The sequence below is a fragment of the Flavobacterium suncheonense GH29-5 = DSM 17707 genome, from assembly GCF_000430025.1.
Lineage (GTDB): Bacteria > Bacteroidota > Bacteroidia > Flavobacteriales > Flavobacteriaceae > Flavobacterium > Flavobacterium suncheonense.
Genome location: NZ_AUCZ01000010.1, coordinates 103,496 through 121,400 on the forward strand (window position 1 = coordinate 103,496; position 17,905 = coordinate 121,400).

General features: G+C 43.4%; 19 protein-coding genes. 14 read left to right on the forward strand and 5 right to left on the reverse strand.

What is annotated here, in order from left to right; genetic code table 11:
- Positions 1 to 9: 9 nt before the first annotated feature.
- From G498_RS0107550 to G498_RS0107565, 4 genes are all read right to left on the reverse strand, one after another.
- The gene (locus G498_RS0107550; RefSeq protein WP_026980622.1) at positions 10 to 1,884 is read right to left on the reverse strand and encodes a M1 family metallopeptidase; all 1,875 of its coding nucleotides are present in this window, start codon (positions 1,882 to 1,884) and stop codon (positions 10 to 12) included.
- A gap of 64 nt (positions 1,885 to 1,948) precedes the next feature.
- Positions 1,949 to 3,547 carry a S8 family peptidase gene (locus G498_RS0107555; RefSeq protein ID WP_026980623.1) on the reverse strand — a complete coding sequence of 533 codons (1,599 nt, stop codon included), beginning with the start codon at positions 3,545 to 3,547 and terminating at the stop codon, positions 1,949 to 1,951.
- A gap of 246 nt (positions 3,548 to 3,793) precedes the next feature.
- Entirely contained in the window at positions 3,794 to 4,222 is a 429-nt protein-coding gene (locus G498_RS0107560; protein WP_026980624.1) for a MarR family winged helix-turn-helix transcriptional regulator, read from the reverse strand.
- 114 nt (positions 4,223 to 4,336) lie between these two features.
- A complete protein-coding gene (locus G498_RS0107565; protein ID WP_026980625.1) occupies positions 4,337 to 5,194 on the reverse strand; it encodes an MBL fold metallo-hydrolase in 858 nt (285 codons plus the stop codon).
- A gap of 176 nt (positions 5,195 to 5,370) precedes the next feature.
- On the opposite strand from G498_RS0107565, the gene G498_RS0107570 reads away from it, so the two are divergent.
- The 13 genes from G498_RS0107570 (at position 5,371) to G498_RS0107630 (ending at position 16,100) form a co-directional block, all read left to right on the forward strand.
- Positions 5,371 to 5,700 carry a HesB/IscA family protein gene (locus G498_RS0107570; RefSeq protein ID WP_026980626.1) on the forward strand — a complete coding sequence of 110 codons (330 nt, stop codon included), beginning with the start codon at positions 5,371 to 5,373 and terminating at the stop codon, positions 5,698 to 5,700.
- Between the two features lie 38 nt (positions 5,701 to 5,738).
- A complete protein-coding gene (locus tag G498_RS14820) occupies positions 5,739 to 6,131 on the forward strand; it encodes a four helix bundle protein (protein ID WP_035744588.1) in 393 nt (130 codons plus the stop codon).
- 52 nt (positions 6,132 to 6,183) lie between these two features.
- Entirely contained in the window at positions 6,184 to 7,632 is a 1,449-nt protein-coding gene (sufB, locus tag G498_RS0107580; protein ID WP_026980627.1) for a Fe-S cluster assembly protein SufB, read from the forward strand.
- 33 nt (positions 7,633 to 7,665) lie between these two features.
- Positions 7,666 to 8,406: a Fe-S cluster assembly ATPase SufC gene (gene sufC, locus G498_RS0107585; protein WP_026980628.1), complete on the forward strand. Its 741-nt coding sequence runs from the start codon at positions 7,666 to 7,668 to the stop codon at positions 8,404 to 8,406.
- Between the two features lie 3 nt (positions 8,407 to 8,409).
- Entirely contained in the window at positions 8,410 to 9,726 is a 1,317-nt protein-coding gene (sufD, locus tag G498_RS0107590; protein WP_026980629.1) for a Fe-S cluster assembly protein SufD, read from the forward strand.
- 111 nt (positions 9,727 to 9,837) lie between these two features.
- On the forward strand, positions 9,838 to 10,833 hold the full coding sequence (locus G498_RS0107595; protein WP_026980630.1) for a DUF2157 domain-containing protein: 996 nt from the start codon (positions 9,838 to 9,840) through the stop codon (positions 10,831 to 10,833).
- Positions 10,817 to 11,977: a hypothetical protein gene (locus G498_RS0107600; RefSeq protein WP_026980631.1), complete on the forward strand. Its 1,161-nt coding sequence runs from the start codon at positions 10,817 to 10,819 to the stop codon at positions 11,975 to 11,977. The genes G498_RS0107595 and G498_RS0107600 overlap by 17 nt, the downstream gene beginning before the upstream one ends.
- A 67-nt stretch (positions 11,978 to 12,044) precedes the next feature.
- Positions 12,045 to 13,259 carry an aminotransferase class V-fold PLP-dependent enzyme gene (locus G498_RS0107605; protein WP_026980632.1) on the forward strand — a complete coding sequence of 405 codons (1,215 nt, stop codon included), beginning with the start codon at positions 12,045 to 12,047 and terminating at the stop codon, positions 13,257 to 13,259.
- Between the two features lie 11 nt (positions 13,260 to 13,270).
- Positions 13,271 to 13,741: a hypothetical protein gene (locus G498_RS0107610; protein ID WP_026980633.1), complete on the forward strand. Its 471-nt coding sequence runs from the start codon at positions 13,271 to 13,273 to the stop codon at positions 13,739 to 13,741.
- Between the two features lies 1 nt (position 13,742).
- Entirely contained in the window at positions 13,743 to 14,162 is a 420-nt protein-coding gene (locus tag G498_RS0107615; protein ID WP_026980634.1) for a SufE family protein, read from the forward strand.
- Positions 14,163 to 14,218: 56 nt separating this feature from the next.
- Entirely contained in the window at positions 14,219 to 14,542 is a 324-nt protein-coding gene (locus G498_RS0107620) for an SUF system Fe-S cluster assembly protein (RefSeq protein ID WP_026980635.1), read from the forward strand.
- A 72-nt stretch (positions 14,543 to 14,614) separates the two neighbouring features.
- Complete coding sequence (locus tag G498_RS0107625; RefSeq protein WP_026980636.1) at positions 14,615 to 15,118, forward strand: DUF2480 family protein; 504 nt, start codon at positions 14,615 to 14,617, stop codon at positions 15,116 to 15,118.
- A gap of 70 nt (positions 15,119 to 15,188) precedes the next feature.
- Complete coding sequence (locus tag G498_RS0107630; protein ID WP_026980637.1) at positions 15,189 to 16,100, forward strand: DUF3078 domain-containing protein; 912 nt, start codon at positions 15,189 to 15,191, stop codon at positions 16,098 to 16,100.
- A 30-nt stretch (positions 16,101 to 16,130) separates the two neighbouring features.
- On the opposite strand, the gene hflX is transcribed toward G498_RS0107630, so the two are convergent.
- Positions 16,131 to 17,348: a GTPase HflX gene (gene hflX / locus G498_RS0107635; RefSeq protein WP_026980638.1), complete on the reverse strand. Its 1,218-nt coding sequence runs from the start codon at positions 17,346 to 17,348 to the stop codon at positions 16,131 to 16,133.
- A gap of 187 nt (positions 17,349 to 17,535) precedes the next feature.
- On the opposite strand from hflX, the gene G498_RS0107640 reads away from it, so the two are divergent.
- Positions 17,536 to 17,905: choice-of-anchor J domain-containing protein (locus tag G498_RS0107640; protein ID WP_026980639.1), on the forward strand; the 370-nt coding region annotated here is incomplete at its 3' end.

The window sequence follows — 17,905 nt, forward strand, 5'->3', positions numbered from 1 at the left end:
GCTTTTCCGTTATTTCTGGTACACGTTATTTGCTTTGTTGATGTCGGCCATGAGTTCCGACGGGTCAATCACAATCGCTTTGATGTCGGTTTTAGGTTTTCCGATGCTGATGTCAAACGTCGGATAGGCCCAATCCCAGCCTTCGGTTACTGTGCGTTTTACGTTCGGATACGGGTTGTCTTTGGTCCAGCGCATCAGGGTTTGCGGCACGTAAAACGTTTCAGCTGTATCGTCGTTGTAAACCACCAGGATTTCCAAAGGCATCGGCATTCTTCCGATGCGCTCTAAGGTTAGTTTGGTATTGGCGCCGTTTTCTTCCACGGTTTTGATGCCGTAGTCAATGGTGTTGGTGGTTTGGGTCCATTCGGTTAAATACCAGTCCAGATTAGCGCCCGTTACACGTTCTGCCGTTTTTTTGATATCGTTCGGTGTCGGATGGGTGAATTTGAAATCGCTGTAATAGCGTTTCAGTGTTTTTAAAAGATTTTCTTGGCCAATCAGGTATTCCAGTTGGGAAAGGAAAATATTCCCCTTGCTGTACGCCTGGATGCTGTACGGACGGTTTTCGTCGTAACGGTCGGCGTGAGTGGTTTGCGGTTGCTCTTTTCCGGATTTTACCAGGGAATAGTAACCCGCATAGGAATCCGCATGTGGATTCTCTACTTTTTTCTCGGCGATTTCATTCAAACCGTAGTTTTCCAGCCAAGTGGTGAAACCTTCGTCCATCCAGCTGTGTTTGGCTTCGTTGGTGGCCAGAACGTGCTGGAACCACGAGTGAGCCATTTCGTGCGCGGTTACGCCCAACAAACCGTCAAACGTACCTTCGCCTAAAATCAGCGTACACATCGCGTATTCCATACCGCCGTCGCCGCCCTGAATAACGGAGTATTGTTTGTACGGATACTGACCTACGGTTTTATTGTAAATCGCCATCAGCGCTGCGGTTTTCGGCTGTAATTTTTTCCAGTTGTCGATAATTTTCGGATTGTTTTTATACAGGAAATGCAGGGTTACGCCGTCTTCGGTCTGCCATTTGTCGTGGAGGTAATTTTTGTCGGCCGCCCAGGTAAAATCGTGTACGTTCGGCGCCACAAAATGCCAGGTTAAGGTTTTCTGTTTTTTGGGAATCGTCACGGTTACGCCGGCATCCTGATAGTTGTACCCGATTTGGTTGCCGTTCTGCAGGTAACCGGAACCACCTATAATATAGTTTTTGTCGATGGTGATTTTCACATCGAAATTACCCCAAACGCCGTGGAATTCTCTTCCGATGTACGGATCGGCCTGCCAGCCTTCGAAATCGTATTCTGCCAATTTCGGATACCATTGCGCCATCGACAGTTCCACGCCCTCTTTGTTGTTGCGTCCGGAACGGCGGATTTGTACCGGAACCTGTCCGTCGAAATCTAAAGTAAGGGTAGTGGAAGTCTTTGGTAATAAAGGTTTTGCCAAGGTTACTTCCAAAATCGTTCCCACGGTTTTATTGGTCGCGGGTACGCCGTCCTGTTTGAAATTGTTAATTTTCAGATACCCGATTTCGTTTGGTTTTAAGGCAGAAATACGACTTTCTTTCACTTCTTTATCGCCTATTTTTACTTTGGTAACCATGCGGCCGTCCGGATCTTTGATGGTCTTTAAACGGGCATCCATCGCACTGTTCGGCTGAAAAGCATTGTTGAACAAATGGTAGTACACACGGCGCAGGGTGTCCGGCGAATTGTTGGTGTACACCAGGGTTTGTTTTCCTTTGTATTGGTACGTTTTCACGTCCATGGTGACTTCCATTTTGTAATCGGCGTGCTGTTGCCAGTAACCGGGGTTTGGGTTGTTTTGGGCGAATAATCCGCAAGGGATAAAAAGTGCCAGTAAAAGCTGTTTTCTCATGCGTTGTCAAATAAAAAGGAAGGGAAAAATCCCTTCCGAATTATACAATATCTGTCAAAGATACTTATTTTTTTGCCATTTGCTCTGCCATTAACAAAGCGTTGTAAGCATTCACGATTTTTCCGGATTTAGACGTTTCGTTAAACGGTTTTACTTCTTTCGCTTCGCCTACCGTAACTTTTTGGGTTAAAGTAGTTCCGGAGTCCATGATGATTTTTTTCACCTGTGCCGCCGTTAAGCCAGGGTAGTACGAACGGATCAACGCGGCCACACCGGCTGCATTTGGAGAAGCCATTGACGTTCCCTGCAAGTATGCATACGTATTACTTGGCGTAGTTGCATAAATTTTCTCACCCGGCGCATAGATGTCTACATTCCTTTTTCCGTAGTTAGAAAAACCGGCCACCATTTCGGAACCGTAGTTCGGGGTAATTGCTCCAATGATTAGTACATTATCTGAAATTTCAGGTTGGTTGTTGTACGAATCGGTTGGGTATTTGTTGATGACATCCAAATCATACGAATCGTTCCCTGCGGCGAAAATTACCAAAACATCTTTGGAAGCCGCATATTTGATGGCATCGTGTACCCATTCCGGATGGGTGGAATAGTATTTTCCGAAACTTCCGTTGATGACTTTCGCACCATTGTCCGCAGCATAGCGAATCGCTAAAGCAATGTCTTTGTCGTATTCGTCTCCGTCCGGCACGGCACGTACCGCCATGATTTTCACGTTGTTGCTGGCCACCCCGTCGCCGCCTTTATTGTTGTTGCGGGTTTGTGCAATAATTCCGGCTACGTGGGTTCCGTGTTTGGCGCCTTTTTTCTCAGGGCCGATTACGTTGTTGTTGCCGTATTTTCTGTCGTTGAGGTCGTTCGGATTGTCGCCTACCGCTTTTCTTCCGTCAAACTCTAAATTCAAATGATAGTTTAACTGGCCGTAAATGTGATCTTTATACTCCTGGATTTCTTTGTCGAATTCTTCTTTTGATGTTTGCGATAAAATCTGCATCATCATCCCTTTGTACTGTACCAAAGTGGGATCGGTGGTTTCGATTTTTTTTACGTCGTCCAGGGTGTAGTTTTTCTTTTTCAGATAATCGGCTATGGCTTTGTCCCCGGCTAAAATAAAATCTACAGTCTGTTTGCCTTGGTTGGCTTCAGCCAAATCTTTTTCGTGCTCGGCTTTAGCGCGCTGATAGGTAGCGGAACCGTCGTTGCCTTTTTTCAGGATGCGCACGTATTCCATGTTTTCATGGTCGGAATCGCCTAAGAAATTCCACCCGTGAATATCGTCGATATAACCGTTGTTGTCGTCGTCTTTTCCGTTCCCCGCAATTTCTTTCGGATTGGTCCAGATGGCCGGTTTTAAGTCTTCGTGTTCGATATCGATACCTGAATCGATAACCCCGACAATCACCGTATTGCCTTTTTTGCCTTTCAACAGTTGGCTGTACGCTTTGTCTACGCTCATGCCCGGAATGGTGTCTTTGCCCAAATCCAGATGACTCCAGCGTTTCAGGTCGTTTTCAGCAATTTTACCAACCTTGATTGGCATTTTGTCGATGTTTTCAACGGGAGTGGTAACCATTTTCTGGGTACCGCAACTTGCTAAAGCCAAAGCTAAAGCCGCACATAAATAGTGAGTTTTTAAGATATTCATAATCCGCTACATTTTTAGAATAAATAGGTCTGACAATTGTTCAAAATGTTACAGTTGGGCAACTAATTAACAATTAGGCGATAAAACAGCAAGATACAATTTTTAACCGGAAGATTAAAAACAAAAGAAAAGCTATACTTTAAATAAAAATATAGCTGATGGCTGTGATTACCAGAGTAATTAAAAATAAAACAAGTTTAATCATAACCGTTCGTTTTTTGATTGATGATCTTTTGACTGATGATATTATTTGCAATTAGCAATTATTTTCTGCAAAACCGCATCGGCTGTTTCCAAATCTTTGGCTGCGATGCCTTTCAGCGCTTTGCTGCGGTTCTGTAACACAATTTCCTGAACGTTTTTTATAATGTCTTCTCCGGATTTTGTTACGTGAAGGATAAACTTCCGCCGGTCTTCCGGATTGATTTCTTTTTCCAGATATTTGGCTTTGATCAGCAAATCGACAATTCGGGTAACCGAGGCATTGTCTTTAAAAACCAATTCACTCAACTCGTGCTGGGTAATCGTCGGATTCTCCAGAATGCATTTAATAACCAACCACTGATCAATCGTTATCTTAAAACCGTGTTCCCGAAGTTGTTTTTGTGCGTACATACGGTACAGTCGGATGCTATGGTCGATGTTGTAAAAAATAATGTTATTGAGTTTCTCCACGAACAAATTCTTTAGTCAAATGTACAAAGGATTTTGAAATAATTGACATATCAATTAAAAATTAATAGAAAATTAACAGCTTTCGGGTCAAGACGTTAGAAAGCTGTTAAAAGGTTACAAAACGTCTTCGCAACGCAGCACGTCTTTTAAACGAACGCCTTTTTCGGTGTGTTCCACGGTGACAATCTGGTTGTGGGCATCGTGCTCCAGCCACAAATAGTAGTTGTTTTCCGCTGCTGCATTCAGGAATTTTGTTTTTTCCGGCATGGTTAGCAACGGTCGCGTATCGTAGCCCATCACATACGGAATCGGAACGTGTCCGGCTGTGGCTAACAAATCGGCACAGAAGACAATGGTCTTTCCGTTATAGTTGATGTGCGGAATCATTTGCTTTTCGGTATGGCCGTCCACATAAAAAATGTCAAAATTCAGTTCTTTGGAAAAGCCAAAATCCGCTTCCGGTCGGTCGATAAATTTGAGCTGCCCGCTTTCCTGCATCGGCAAAATATTTTCCGACAGAAAAGATGCTTTTTCTCTTGGATTGGGTTTTGTGGCCCATTCCCAGTGGTTGCCGTTGCTCCAGTACACAGCATTTTTAAACGCCACTTCGTAGCCGGTGCGGTCTTTGTTCCAGATTACGCTGCCGCCGCAATGGTCGAAATGCAGGTGTGTCATGAATACATCGGTTACATCATCGCGGTGAAAACCGTGTTTCGCCAACGATTTATCCAACGAATGATCGCCCCAAAGCGAATAATAGCCGAAAAACTTCTCGGACTGTTTGTCGCCCATGCCGGTATCGATTAAAATCAGGCGGTTGCCGTCTTCAATCAGCATGCAGCGTGCGGCGATATCGATTAAATTGTTGTTGTCGGCCGGATTCGTTTTGCTCCAGATGGTTTTCGGAACCACGCCAAACATGGCGCCACCGTCCAATTTGAAATTTCCGGCTTCTATCGGGTAAATTTTCATGAGTTTGCTGCTTAAAATTGTGTCTGCAAAGTAAGAAATCTTGCGGAAATCGGCAATTTAAATCGCCGGATAAAAAAAGACTATCCCAGAATAAGTTATAAAAATGTTAGCAGTTAGGTAATAATGGTTTTATGTAATATCTTTGCAGTAAATTAGAATTAATCTGTTTTAATATTATGATTAAAGTTTCAGAAAGCGCAAAAAAACGCATCGCACTTTTAATGGAGGATGACGGGTTTAGCACGACTACGGACTACGTTCGCGTGGGCGTAAAAAGTGGCGGTTGCTCCGGTCTGTCGTATGAATTAAAGTTTGACAAAACTTTAAGCGAAGACGATAAGGTGTTCGAAGACAACGATATAAAAATTGCCGTAGACAAAAAAAGTTTCCTGTACTTGGTAGGAACCACTTTGGAATATTCCGGAGGACTGAACGGAAAAGGATTCGTGTTCAACAACCCGAATGCGCAAAGAACCTGCGGATGCGGCGAGAGTTTTTCGCTGTAAATCATTAAAAGATTAAAAAATTTAATGATTTAAAGATTATGACAAAATCGTTTGAAGAATTTGAGGTTCATAAAAAAGGAGTTGTATTAACAAAACAGGTTTTTAGAATTTTGAACCAATCTTCAATCGAAAAGGAATTTGGTTTTAAAGACCAAATGAAAAGAGCGGTTATTTCAATAACAAATAATATTGCCGAAGGATCTGAATATAATAACAACAAGCAATTTGTCCGTTTTTTGAAAATTGCAAAAGGAAGTTGTGCTGAAGTCAGAAACATGTTGATTTTAGCAAGAGAATTAGAGTTTTGTACGCAGGCTGAAATTCAGGAAAGTTTGCAGTTAAGCGTTGAAATTTCTCAGAACATTTCCAATTTTATTAAGTATCTGGATTCGAAGACAGAAAATAAAAAATTAGAAGGTTTAAAGCGTTAAAAAATCTTTCAATCTTTCAATCTTTCAATTTTTCAATTTTTAAATTTTAAAAATGAGTAAATACACAGAAGACGACTTAAAAGTCGAACTCGAAAATAAAGAATACGAATACGGTTTTTATACCGACATCGAATCGGAAACGTTTCCTGCGGGACTGAACGAAGACATTGTTCGTGCCATTTCCAAAAAGAAAAACGAACCCGAATGGATGACCGAATGGCGTCTGGAAGCTTTCCGCGCCTGGACCGAAATGGAGGAACCTAACTGGGCGAACGTGCATTACGAAAAACCCGATTTCCAAGCCATTTCCTATTATTCGGCACCGAAGAAAAAAGACAAATACCAAAGTCTGGATGAGGTCGATCCGGAATTGCTGGAAACCTTCAAAAAACTGGGTATTTCGATAGACGAGCAAAAGAAACTGGCGGGCGTTGCGGTGGATATCGTAATGGACTCGGTTTCCGTAGCGACGACTTTCAAAAAAACCCTGGCGGAAAAAGGCATCATTTTCTGTTCGATTTCCGAGGCGATTCAGGAACATCCGGAATTGGTTCAGAAATACATCGGATCGGTGGTACCGCAACGCGATAATTTCTATGCCGCGTTGAACTCGGCGGTTTTCTCGGACGGATCATTTTGTTACATTCCGAAAGGCGTTCGTTGTCCGATGGAATTGTCTACCTATTTCCGTATCAATCAGGGCGGAACCGGACAGTTTGAAAGAACGCTGGTCATTGCCGATGAAGGCAGTTATGTGTCTTACCTTGAAGGCTGTACCGCGCCAAGCCGTGACGAAAACCAATTGCACGCAGCCGTTGTCGAGCTAATTGCTTTAGACGATGCCGAAATCAAATATTCGACTGTTCAGAACTGGTATCCGGGGAATAAAGAAGGAAAAGGCGGGGTGTTCAACTTTGTGACCAAGCGAGGTTTGTGCGAGAAAAATGCCAAAATCTCCTGGACACAGGTGGAAACCGGTTCTGCCGTAACCTGGAAATATCCGTCTTGTGTACTGAAAGGCGACAACTCCATCGGGGAATTCTACTCGATTGCGGTAACCAACAACTTTCAGCAGGCCGATACCGGAACCAAAATGGTACACTTGGGGAAAAACACCAAATCGACGATCATTTCCAAAGGAATTTCTGCCGGAAAATCGCAAAACAGTTACCGCGGTCTGGTTCAGATTTCCTCCAGAGCCGAAAACGCGCGGAACTTCTCGCAATGTGACTCGTTACTGATGGGGAACAATTGTGGGGCGCACACGTTTCCGTACATCGAATCCAAAAACACCACTGCAAGAATTGAGCATGAGGCAACCACTTCCAAAATCGGGGAAGATCAGGTGTTTTATTGCAACCAACGCGGTATTCCGACCGAAAAAGCCATTGCGCTGATCGTAAACGGATTCAGCAGAGATGTTTTGAACAAACTGCCGATGGAATTTGCTGTGGAAGCGCAGAAACTGTTGGAGATTTCGTTGGAAGGAAGTGTGGGATAATCAATTTTTAAAAATCAATAAGATAGCTATAGCATGTTAACTATAAAAAATTTGCATGCCTCAGTAGAGGACAAAGAAATATTAAGAGGAATTAATCTTGAAGTAAAAGCCGGAGAAGTACACGCGATTATGGGACCGAACGGTGCCGGAAAATCCACGTTGTCTTCCATCATTGCCGGAAACGAAACCTACGAAGTAACCGACGGGGAAATCATCTTAGACGGCGAAGACATCTCGGAACTGGCTCCGGAAGAACGCGCGCACAAAGGCGTATTTCTATCGTTCCAGTATCCGGTGGAAATACCAGGGGTTTCGGTAACGAACTTCATCAAAACCGCCATCAACGAAAGCCGTAAAGCCAACGGTCAGGAAGAAATGCCGGCCAACGAAATGCTGAAATTGATCCGCGAAAAATCGGAATTATTGGAAATGGACCGTAAATTCTTGTCGCGTTCGTTAAACGAAGGGTTTTCCGGAGGCGAGAAGAAACGGAACGAAATCTTCCAAATGGCGATGCTGAACCCGAAACTGGCCATTCTGGACGAAACCGATTCCGGACTGGACATCGACGCGCTTCGCATCGTGGCCAACGGGGTGAACAAACTGAAAAGCAAAGACAATGCCGTGGTGGTGATTACGCACTACCAACGTTTGTTAGACTATATCGTTCCGGATTTCGTACACGTGTTGATGGACGGAAAAATTATCAAATCGGGCGGTGCAGATTTGGCATTGGAGTTAGAAGAAAAAGGGTACGACTGGTTAAAAAGCTAAACAATGGAATTGAAAGAAAAACTAATTTCATCGTTCATGGCTTTTGAGGAGAAGGTGGATGTAGGTACCGAACTACACGATCTTCGCACATCAGCCTTAAAGAATTTTGAAACAAAAGGATTCCCGACCAAAAAAGAGGAAGCCTGGAAATATACCTCGCTGAATGCGGTCTTGAAAAACGATTTCAGCCTCTTCCCGAAAAAGGAAAACAACATCGAGGTGAGCGATGTAAAAAAATACTTCCTGAACGATTTGGATACCTACAAAGTGATCTTTATCGACGGGGTTTTCAGTACGTTTTTGTCGTCCACCACGCATGACGGCCTGGACGTTTGCTTAATGTCGTCGGCACTGACCAAACCGAAATACAAGATGATTATCGACACGTATTTCAATCAAGTAGCGAGTAAAGAAGAGAGCCTGACATCGTTGAATACCGCTTTCGCGTATGAAGGCGCATACATCAACATCCCGAAAAGCAAAGTGGTGGAAAAACCGATTGAAATCATCTATTTCTCTACCGGGAAAGAAGATGCGTTGATGGTACAGCCGCGAAATCTGGTAATTGTTGGTGAAAATGCTCATGTACAGATTGTGGAGCGTCACCAGAGTCTGAATGAAAATCCGGTACTGACCAATTCGGTAACGGAGATTTTCGCTCAAAAACGCGCGATCGTGGATTACTACAAAGTACAAAACGACGAGCAGACTGCGAATTTAATTGATAATACATACATCTCCCAGAAACAGGAAAGCCGCGTTTCGGTACACACGTTCTCTTTCGGAGGAAACCTGACTCGTAACAACCTGAATTTCTACCATCACGGGGAACGCATTGATTCTACGCTGAAAGGCATTACCATCATCGGCGACAAACAACACGTCGATCATTATACTTTGGTGAACCACGAACAGCCGAACTGCGAAAGCCACCAGAACTACAAAACGATACTGGATGGTCAATCTACCGGCGTGTTCAACGGTAAAATCTATGTGGAAAAAGAAGCGCAGAAAACCGACGCCTTCCAGCAGAACAACAACATTTTGTTAAGCGATAAAGCGACCATCAACGCGAAACCGCAATTGGAAATTTTCGCCGACGATGTGAAATGTTCCCACGGATGTACCATCGGTCAGCTGGATGAAAATGCCATGTTCTACATGCAACAACGCGGCATTCCGAAAAAAGAGGCTAAAGCGCTGCTGATGTACGCGTTTACCAGCGAAGTGACCTCGAGTATCAAAATACCGGAATTGAAGGCTAAAATCGCCAAAATCATCGCTACGAAGCTGAAGGTAAACATGGGCTTTGATTTGTAAGCACAAAACCAATTTAGAGATAAAGAAAACCGCTGTAACAGGCGGTTTTTATTTTAAGGATTTTCGCATCCGTTCAATTTCCCTATATTTGAGTAAATCAAAACTAATCCGATGGAACAATTTCCAGAACATCAACTCCAAAAACTTGTCGATAAAGGGTTCATTTCCGAAGCGCAACATCAGGAAGTACAACAATACAAAGCGCTCGGTCTTTTTTCCCTGAATACGGAACTTTTGTTTCTGTTGTATCTATCAGTGCTGCTCTTTACCGGCGGCGTGGGAACTTTGATCTACAAAAACATCGACAGTATCGGACATATTGCGATTTTGGCGGTGAATTTTGTGTTGATGCTGGTGTGCTTTTATTTCAGTTTCAAAAAAGCCAAAGGATTTTCCAGAACAGAAGTGCTTTTCGACAACCCGGTTTACGATTATGTAGTCCTGACCGGAAGTCTGCTGGCCACTATTTTCACCGGTTATCTTCAGTTTCAGTACGGCATTTTCGGGGAAGATTTTAGTCTGGTTTCGCTGTTTTCGGCTATCTTGTGTTTCGCGGTGGCGTATTATTTCGATAACCGAACCGTGCTGTCTATGGCGATAACGTCCCTGATTGCTTTTGCCGGCATCACCTTAACGCCGAAAACGGTTTTTGAAAACGAGATGTATTCCAATCCGAACTTGGTGTATTTCGGGATTCTTATCGGGATTCTACTGATTCTCTGGGTTATATACAGTCTGAAGGAAAATCTGAAAGCCCATTTTTACTTTGTGTATTACACGTTCGCGCAGCATTTGTTAGGCATTTGCACCATCGCCGGATTGATTGAAGACTATTGGTTTGGCTTTTTGCCGGTTTTAGCGGGAAGCACTTGGTTTTTTTACAGGGAAAGTCATAAACACAAGGCTACTTCGCTGTTTGTGTTTTCGTTGCTTTACGGATTTATAGGCGCCAATATTTTCTTTATCCGAACCTTGGATGCTATAGACATTACGGATTTTGTCGTACCGCTTATCTACATTTCCCCGGGTTATGTGATATTTTGTATTGTGATGTTTATCAGAGCAGTACGTAATTTTAACAAAGAGAAACATGCTGGCATATCATAAAGAAACTTTAGAAAATGAAGCTTTGGTCACTCAGGCTAAAGAACTGTATCGAATGAAATTCATTCCGAAAACCCAATTGCAGGACATTACTTCGCGCTTGACGTTGTTTCATTCGAGCAGCAATTTACTGATTCGGATTGGCTTTTTCCTTTTGGGCTGTTTGCTGTTATCGGCTGTGGCAGGTTTTCTGGCGTTGTTTTTCGGGATTTTGCTGAATAGTGATTTTGAAAATATCGTCTTTGTATACGCGATTATCGGCATTCTCGGTGCGGAATTTTTAGCGCGGCAGGGCTATTTCAATCACGGACTGGATGATGCTTTTGTACTGTCTATTCCATTCTTTTTCTGCATAGCCATCAGTATAACTACCGATTCCTCGACGTTAACTTTTGTGACCATGATGGTGTTGGGGTTTGTCTGTTGTATACGGTATGTTCATACGCTGTCCGTTTTGGTTGGTGTGATTGGTTTAGTTGGATTGGTGTTCGATTTGATTGTAAATCACGCGCTTCTTGATAAATTATTCCTGCCTTTCATTGGATTTCTTTTGGCTTGCGGTTTGTATTTCATCAGTAGAAAACTTGAAAAGAACGAGCGTTTCTATTTGTATTCCAACGTAATTTGGGTAGTGAAAGGTTTTGCTTTGCTTTTAGCTTATTTTTCCGTCAATTACATGGTGGTTCGGGAACTCTCCGAAGATTTGATGAACATTACAGTCACCCCGGAAAAGGATATTCCTCTGGCGTTCCTTTTTTACGGATTGACCTTTGTGATTCCGCTTTGCTACATCGGCTATGCGTTAAAAACCAAAGACCGGCTGATGTTGCTCCTCGGTTTGTTTGCATTGGGCTATTCGATTTTTACCATTCGCTACTACTATCAGGTAATACCTTTGGAAATTGCGTTGATTTTGGGCGGAATACTTCTTTTTGGCATCAGTTTTTGGGCTATCAGGAAATTGCAGGACAAAGCGACCGGCATCACCTTCCAACCCGACCGGAGTGCCGACAGCAGTTTGCTCTTAAATGCCCAGGCCCTAATTGTCACGTCGCAAATCCAAACCAAAGCGATAACGCCGACTGAAGATAAGATGCCTTTTGGCGGCGGTGGTTTCAGCGGTGGCGGTGCCGGGGAAACTTTCTGATATTTTATCATTTATTTATATCAATTTAAAATAACAAGCCGTAAATTTGTGTCAAATTAGAATTAACATGTTTGATGTTCAAAAAGTAAGAGCACAATTCCCAATATTGTCCCAAACCGTAAACGGAAAACCATTGGTGTATTTTGACAATGGTGCCACAACCCAAAAACCTGAGGTGGTTATCGATGCGATTGCCCAATATTATACCGAGTTTAACGCCAACATCCATCGCGGGGTGCATACCCTCAGCCAGTTGGCTACAGATGCTTATGAGCAAGCGCGAAACACAATTCAAAACCATCTCAATGCAAAATACAACCACGAAATTATTTTCACTTCCGGAACGACGGCGGGGATTAATCTCGTAGCCAACGGTTTTGCGAAATTCGTAAAAGAAGGTGACGAGGTGATGGTATCGGCTTTGGAGCACCACAGCAATATCGTGCCGTGGCAGTTTTTGTGCGAGAAAACCGGTGCGAAACTGGTTGTAATTCCAATGAACGAGCAAGGGGAATTGCGGATGGACAAATTCGAAAAACTGCTTTCTTCCAAAACGAAAATCGTGGCGGTCAATCATATTTCCAATGCGTTGGGAACCATTAATCCGATTAAACAGATTATTGACAAAGCACATAAAGTTGGCGCGGCGGTATTAATTGACGGCGCGCAGGCAACTCCGCATTTGCGCCCGGACGTGCAGGAACTCGATTGCGATTTCTACGTGTTTTCCGGTCATAAAGTGTGCGGTCCGACCGGAGTTGGAATCCTTTACGGAAAAGAAAACTGGCTGAATGCCTTACCCCCGTATCAGGGCGGCGGCGAAATGATCAAAGAAGTAACGTTTGAGAAAACCACCTACGCGGAGTTACCGCATAAATTCGAAGCCGGAACGCCAAACATTGAAGCCGGAATCGTATTGGGAACTGCCATCGACTACCTGAACGGCATCGGTTTCGACAACATAGCAAAATACGAACAGGAATTGCTGGATTATGCCACCCGGAAATTACTGGAAATTGACGGTTTGAAAATCTACGGAACCAGCGAAAATAAGGCTTCCGTGATTTCGTTCAACATTGAAGGGATTCATCCGTACGACATTGGCACAATTATCGATAAGTTAGGAGTAGCGGTACGTACCGGCCATCATTGCGCCCAACCGATCATGCAGTATTTCGATATTCCGGGAACGATACGGGCGAGTTTTGCGTTCTACAATACCAGGGAAGAAATTGATATCTTTGTGGAAGCGGTAAAAAAAGCGCAGATGATGTTAACTTAAATACAAAAAGTATGAAACTGATTACTCTTTTAACGTTGACAGTGGTAACACTAACCAGTTGTAATTGCCAGAAAACAGCAGCTGAAAAAAGTGATTTGGCGGCAAAAACAGCGATGCAGGAAAAAGCTATCCCAACTTTAGAATATGAAGCCAACACACGCGGCTATTACCGAAAAATAACCATTTCTGATAAGAAAGCCTGGGTGGTCCCTGAACGTAACGGAAAAACGGTTACACTAAACATCAGTGATGCCGACTGGAATGAGTTGGTTACATTGTACCAATCGGTTAATAAGGAAGGTCTGAAAGATTTAAAAGCACCAACCGAAAAGCGTTTTTACGACGGGGCACCGATGGCCAACTTTAGGGTAATCACCAAAGAAATGACATATCAATCAGCAACGTTCGATGGAGGCTATCCACCTGCGGAGATTGAAAAAATTGTAACTAAAATCATTGCGATAGGCGATAAAGTAGAATAACATGACCATTAAAGCCATACAGGAAGAAATTGTAGACGAGTTTTCCATGTTCGACGACTGGATGCAGCGTTACGAATACATTATCGAATTGGGGAAATTGCTTCCGCTGATAGACGAGCAGTACAAAACAGAGGACAACCTTATCAAAGGCTGCCAGTCCAAAGTGTGGGTGCATGCCGAAGAAAAAGACGGAAACGTAGTATTCACCGCCGACAGTGACGCGATTTTAACCAAAGGAATCATCGCAATTTTAGTGCGTGCCTTTTCCAATCAGTCACCGAAAGCGATTCTGGATGCCGATACGGATTTTATCGACGAAATCGGATTAAAAGAGCATCTGTCGCCCACGCGTGCCAACGGGTTGGTGTCGATGATCAAGCAAATTAAAATGTATGCGTTGGCGTTTCAGGCCAAGAATTAATTTTCACCATATAAGTCATATAAATTAAGTGGGTTATATGTTTAAAAACAATAAAAATGGAAGAATTTAACGATACCATCAATTTAGGGGAAGACGTTGTAAAAGTGCTGAAAGGCATTTACGACCCGGAAATCCCGGTAGACATTTACGAATTAGGATTGATTTACGACGTGATGATCAACGAAGACAACGATGTAAAAATACTGATGACCTTAACTTCTCCGAACTGTCCGGTGGCGGAAACCCTGCCGCAGGAAGTAGAGGAAAAAATCAAATCCATCGACGCCGTGAAATCCTGTGAAGTGGAAATCACTTTCGATCCGCCTTGGAGCAAAGATTTAATGAGTGAAGAAGCCAAACTGGAATTAGGAATGCTTTAAGTAGTAAGCAGCTTACAGTCTCGGTTTACAGTATCTTTAACTGAAAACTGCGACTGCGACTGCGACTGAACTATGGACGAAATCATCAACAGAGTCGCCAACAGTGCGCTGCAGGTATTCGATCTGGAAGACTATTTTCCGAAGCAACCCATCGTGGAACTGGACATTTCGCAATGGCTGTTCGGTGGCTTTATTCTGAAGGAAGCCGAATTCCGCGAGCAGCTCAAAGCACACGACTGGACGCAATATAAAGAGGCCTACGTGGCGCTTCATTGTTCCGAGGACGCCATACTTCCGGCCTGGGCCTATGCTTTGGTGTCGGTTTACCTGCAGCCTTACGCCTTAAAAGTGGTGAACGGCTCCGGAAAAGACCTATTGCTTTCCGTATACCAGCAAACCCTTGACCAATTGGACTATTCCGGGTTTAAGGACAAACCGGTTATTTTAAAAGGTTGTTCCAATAAGCCGGTGCCGCAGGAATTGTATGTTCTGGCGGTTCAAAAATTAGTGCCTGTTGCCAAAAGCCTTATGTTTGGCGAAGCCTGTTCTTCTGTACCGCTTTACAAGAAAAAATAGCCGTATAAACGATTTTATCCTATTTTTCTGAAGAATTTTCGTTACTTTGTAGAAACATAAAATTCTGACTATGAGAAAAATAGCACTACTTGCCTTTTGCGTTTTCGGAATGATGAGCGTAAATGCGCAAAATACGGAAAAAGAAAACCTCAAAAAAAACGAAGAGGCCTTAAAAACAGCTGCTGAGGAAAGATCCAAAGGGTGGGTTAAAAAAGGAGTTATAACCGCTTTGGCGAGTCAGTCTTCGTTTAACAACTGGTTGGCAGGAGGCCAGAACAATTTCTCTGGAAATGCCAGTCTGAATTACGACTTCAACTTCAAAGATTCCCTCTGGACCTGGGACAACAAATTTTTAGCAGCATACGGTGTCAATAAGGTTAAAGGAGTTGAAACCCAAAAAACCGATGACCGAGTGGAGTTTAATTCGTTGGCGGGACGGAAAGCTTTTGGCGAGCATTGGTACTACTCGATGTTTTTCAATTTCAAGACCCAGATGGATACGGGGCTCGATCCGGAAACCCACACCATGCGGATTTCCCATTTCTTTTCTCCGGCCTATTTTCAGTTTGGGCCGGGTTTTTTGTGGAAGAAAAGCGATAACCTGAAGGTAAACATTGCACCGGCAACATCCAAAATGATTGTGGTACACAGCCATTTTACTGACGGATTATCCGACGGTGTCACGTACTTTGGTGTTGATGGCGGTAAAACGACTCGGTATGAGTTTGGAGCAGCTCTAAATGCGTATTACAAATATGAAATTATGGCTAATGTATCGGCGGAAAACATCCTTAACCTGTATTCCAATTACCTTGAAGACCCGCAAAACGTCGATCTGGATTACCAACTGAATATCGTGATGAAAATCAACAAATATTTAACCACCAATTTTTCATTCCAGGCGATTTATGACGATAATGCCTTTGAGGGTTTTCAGACGCGACAGGTTTTAGGCGTAGGAGCCACTTACGGCTTTCAATAAGGTTTGGAGCAAAGATGTTGCGGAAGTGGTTTATTCTTCCACGGCATCTTTATAATCCGGATACAGAAATTTGTTGTACGGGAAACGCGTAATGTGAATTTCACGCACGGCTTCATAGACTTTCTCGCGGAACTCTTCAAAATTTTGTTTGTTAGTCGCCGAAATAAACAGGGTATGATTGGCCCCTACTTTCGACATCCAGGTATTCTTCCAATCGTCTAAAGTATAGTGTTTCGTGGTTTTTTCCTCGGGAATTTCGTCCGACAGGGTAAGGTGCTTGTAGGCGTCAATTTTATTGAACACCATAATGGTCGGCTTGTCGGCACTTTTAATATCCTGCAGAATGGTGTTTACCGATTCAATATGGTCTTCGAAATCCGGATGCGAAATGTCGACAACGTGCAGCAGCAAATCGGCTTCGCGCACTTCATCCAGAGTACTTTTAAAAGATTCCACCAATTGTGTCGGCAATTTACGGATGAATCCTACCGTATCGGAAAGTAAAAACGGAAGGTTCTTGATGACCACTTTCCGAACTGTCGTGTCTAAAGTTGCAAAGAGTTTATTTTCCACAAATACGTCGCTTTTACCGATGGCGTTCATCAGAGTAGATTTGCCCACATTGGTATAACCAACCAGAGCCACCCGAACCATAGCCCCGCGGTTACTGCGCTGTACAGCCATTTGCTTGTCGATGGTTTTGATTTTTTCTTTCAGTAAGGCGATGCGGTCGCGTACGATACGACGGTCGGTTTCAATTTCCGTTTCCCCCGGACCGCGCATCCCGATTCCCCCACGCTGGCGTTCCAGGTGCGTCCACATTCCCGTTAGTCTTGGCAACAAATACTGACATTGGGCCAATTCCACCTGCGTACGCGCATAGGAAGTCTCGGCGCGTTGGGCAAAAATGTCCAGGATGAGGTTGGTGCGGTCCAAAACTTTACAATCCAGTTCCCGCGTGATATTTTTTTGTTGCGCCGGAGAAAGTTCGTCGTCGAAGATGACCGTTGTAACGTCATGTTCTTTAATATACAGGTTGATTTCCTCCAGTTTTCCGGTTCCGACAAAGGTCTTCGGATTGGGTTTGTCCATTTTTTGGAAAAAACGCTTCACGACCTCACCACCTGCGGTAAACGTAAGGAACTCTAACTCATCGAGATATTCGTTGAGTTTGTCCTCGTTTTGTTGTTGGGTAACAATACCTACGATTACGGTTTTTTCAAAATTATGGGATACTTTTTCTAACATCTTAATCTATTGAAATGCAAAAATAGGAATAAATTATAAGTAAAAAATTATAAAATACAGCGGTTTTGGTGGTGAAAATTGAAACAAATGGTCGACTTTTTGTGAATTTTCAACAGGGAATATCAGGCAATCGCTAAATTTATTTTATATTTGACAATTAAACATACAGCAAACCTAAATAATAATTATGAAAAAAATTACATTGTTAATTTTGATGTCATTGTTTTCCATGCTTGGGTATTCTCAGGTGTTTTCGGAAAATTTTGATGCGACAGCTGCCATTCCGGCCGGCTGGACCGTGACAAACAATGGACTTGGAACAGGACAACAGTGGACCTACACTGGTGTTGCCACTCAGGTAAACTCAGCGCCCGGTGCGATGAGGGTTTTGGCACAGAATACCGGAGGGACGCAGACTTTCGAGGACTGGTTAATCACACCGGCCATCAACCTGACGGCAGTTTCCAATCCGCAGCTTCGCTTCCAGGCGAAAACCTCTTTGGGAAACAACCAGAACAGTAAGATTAAGGTAATGGTTTCGACCACCAATACAACCT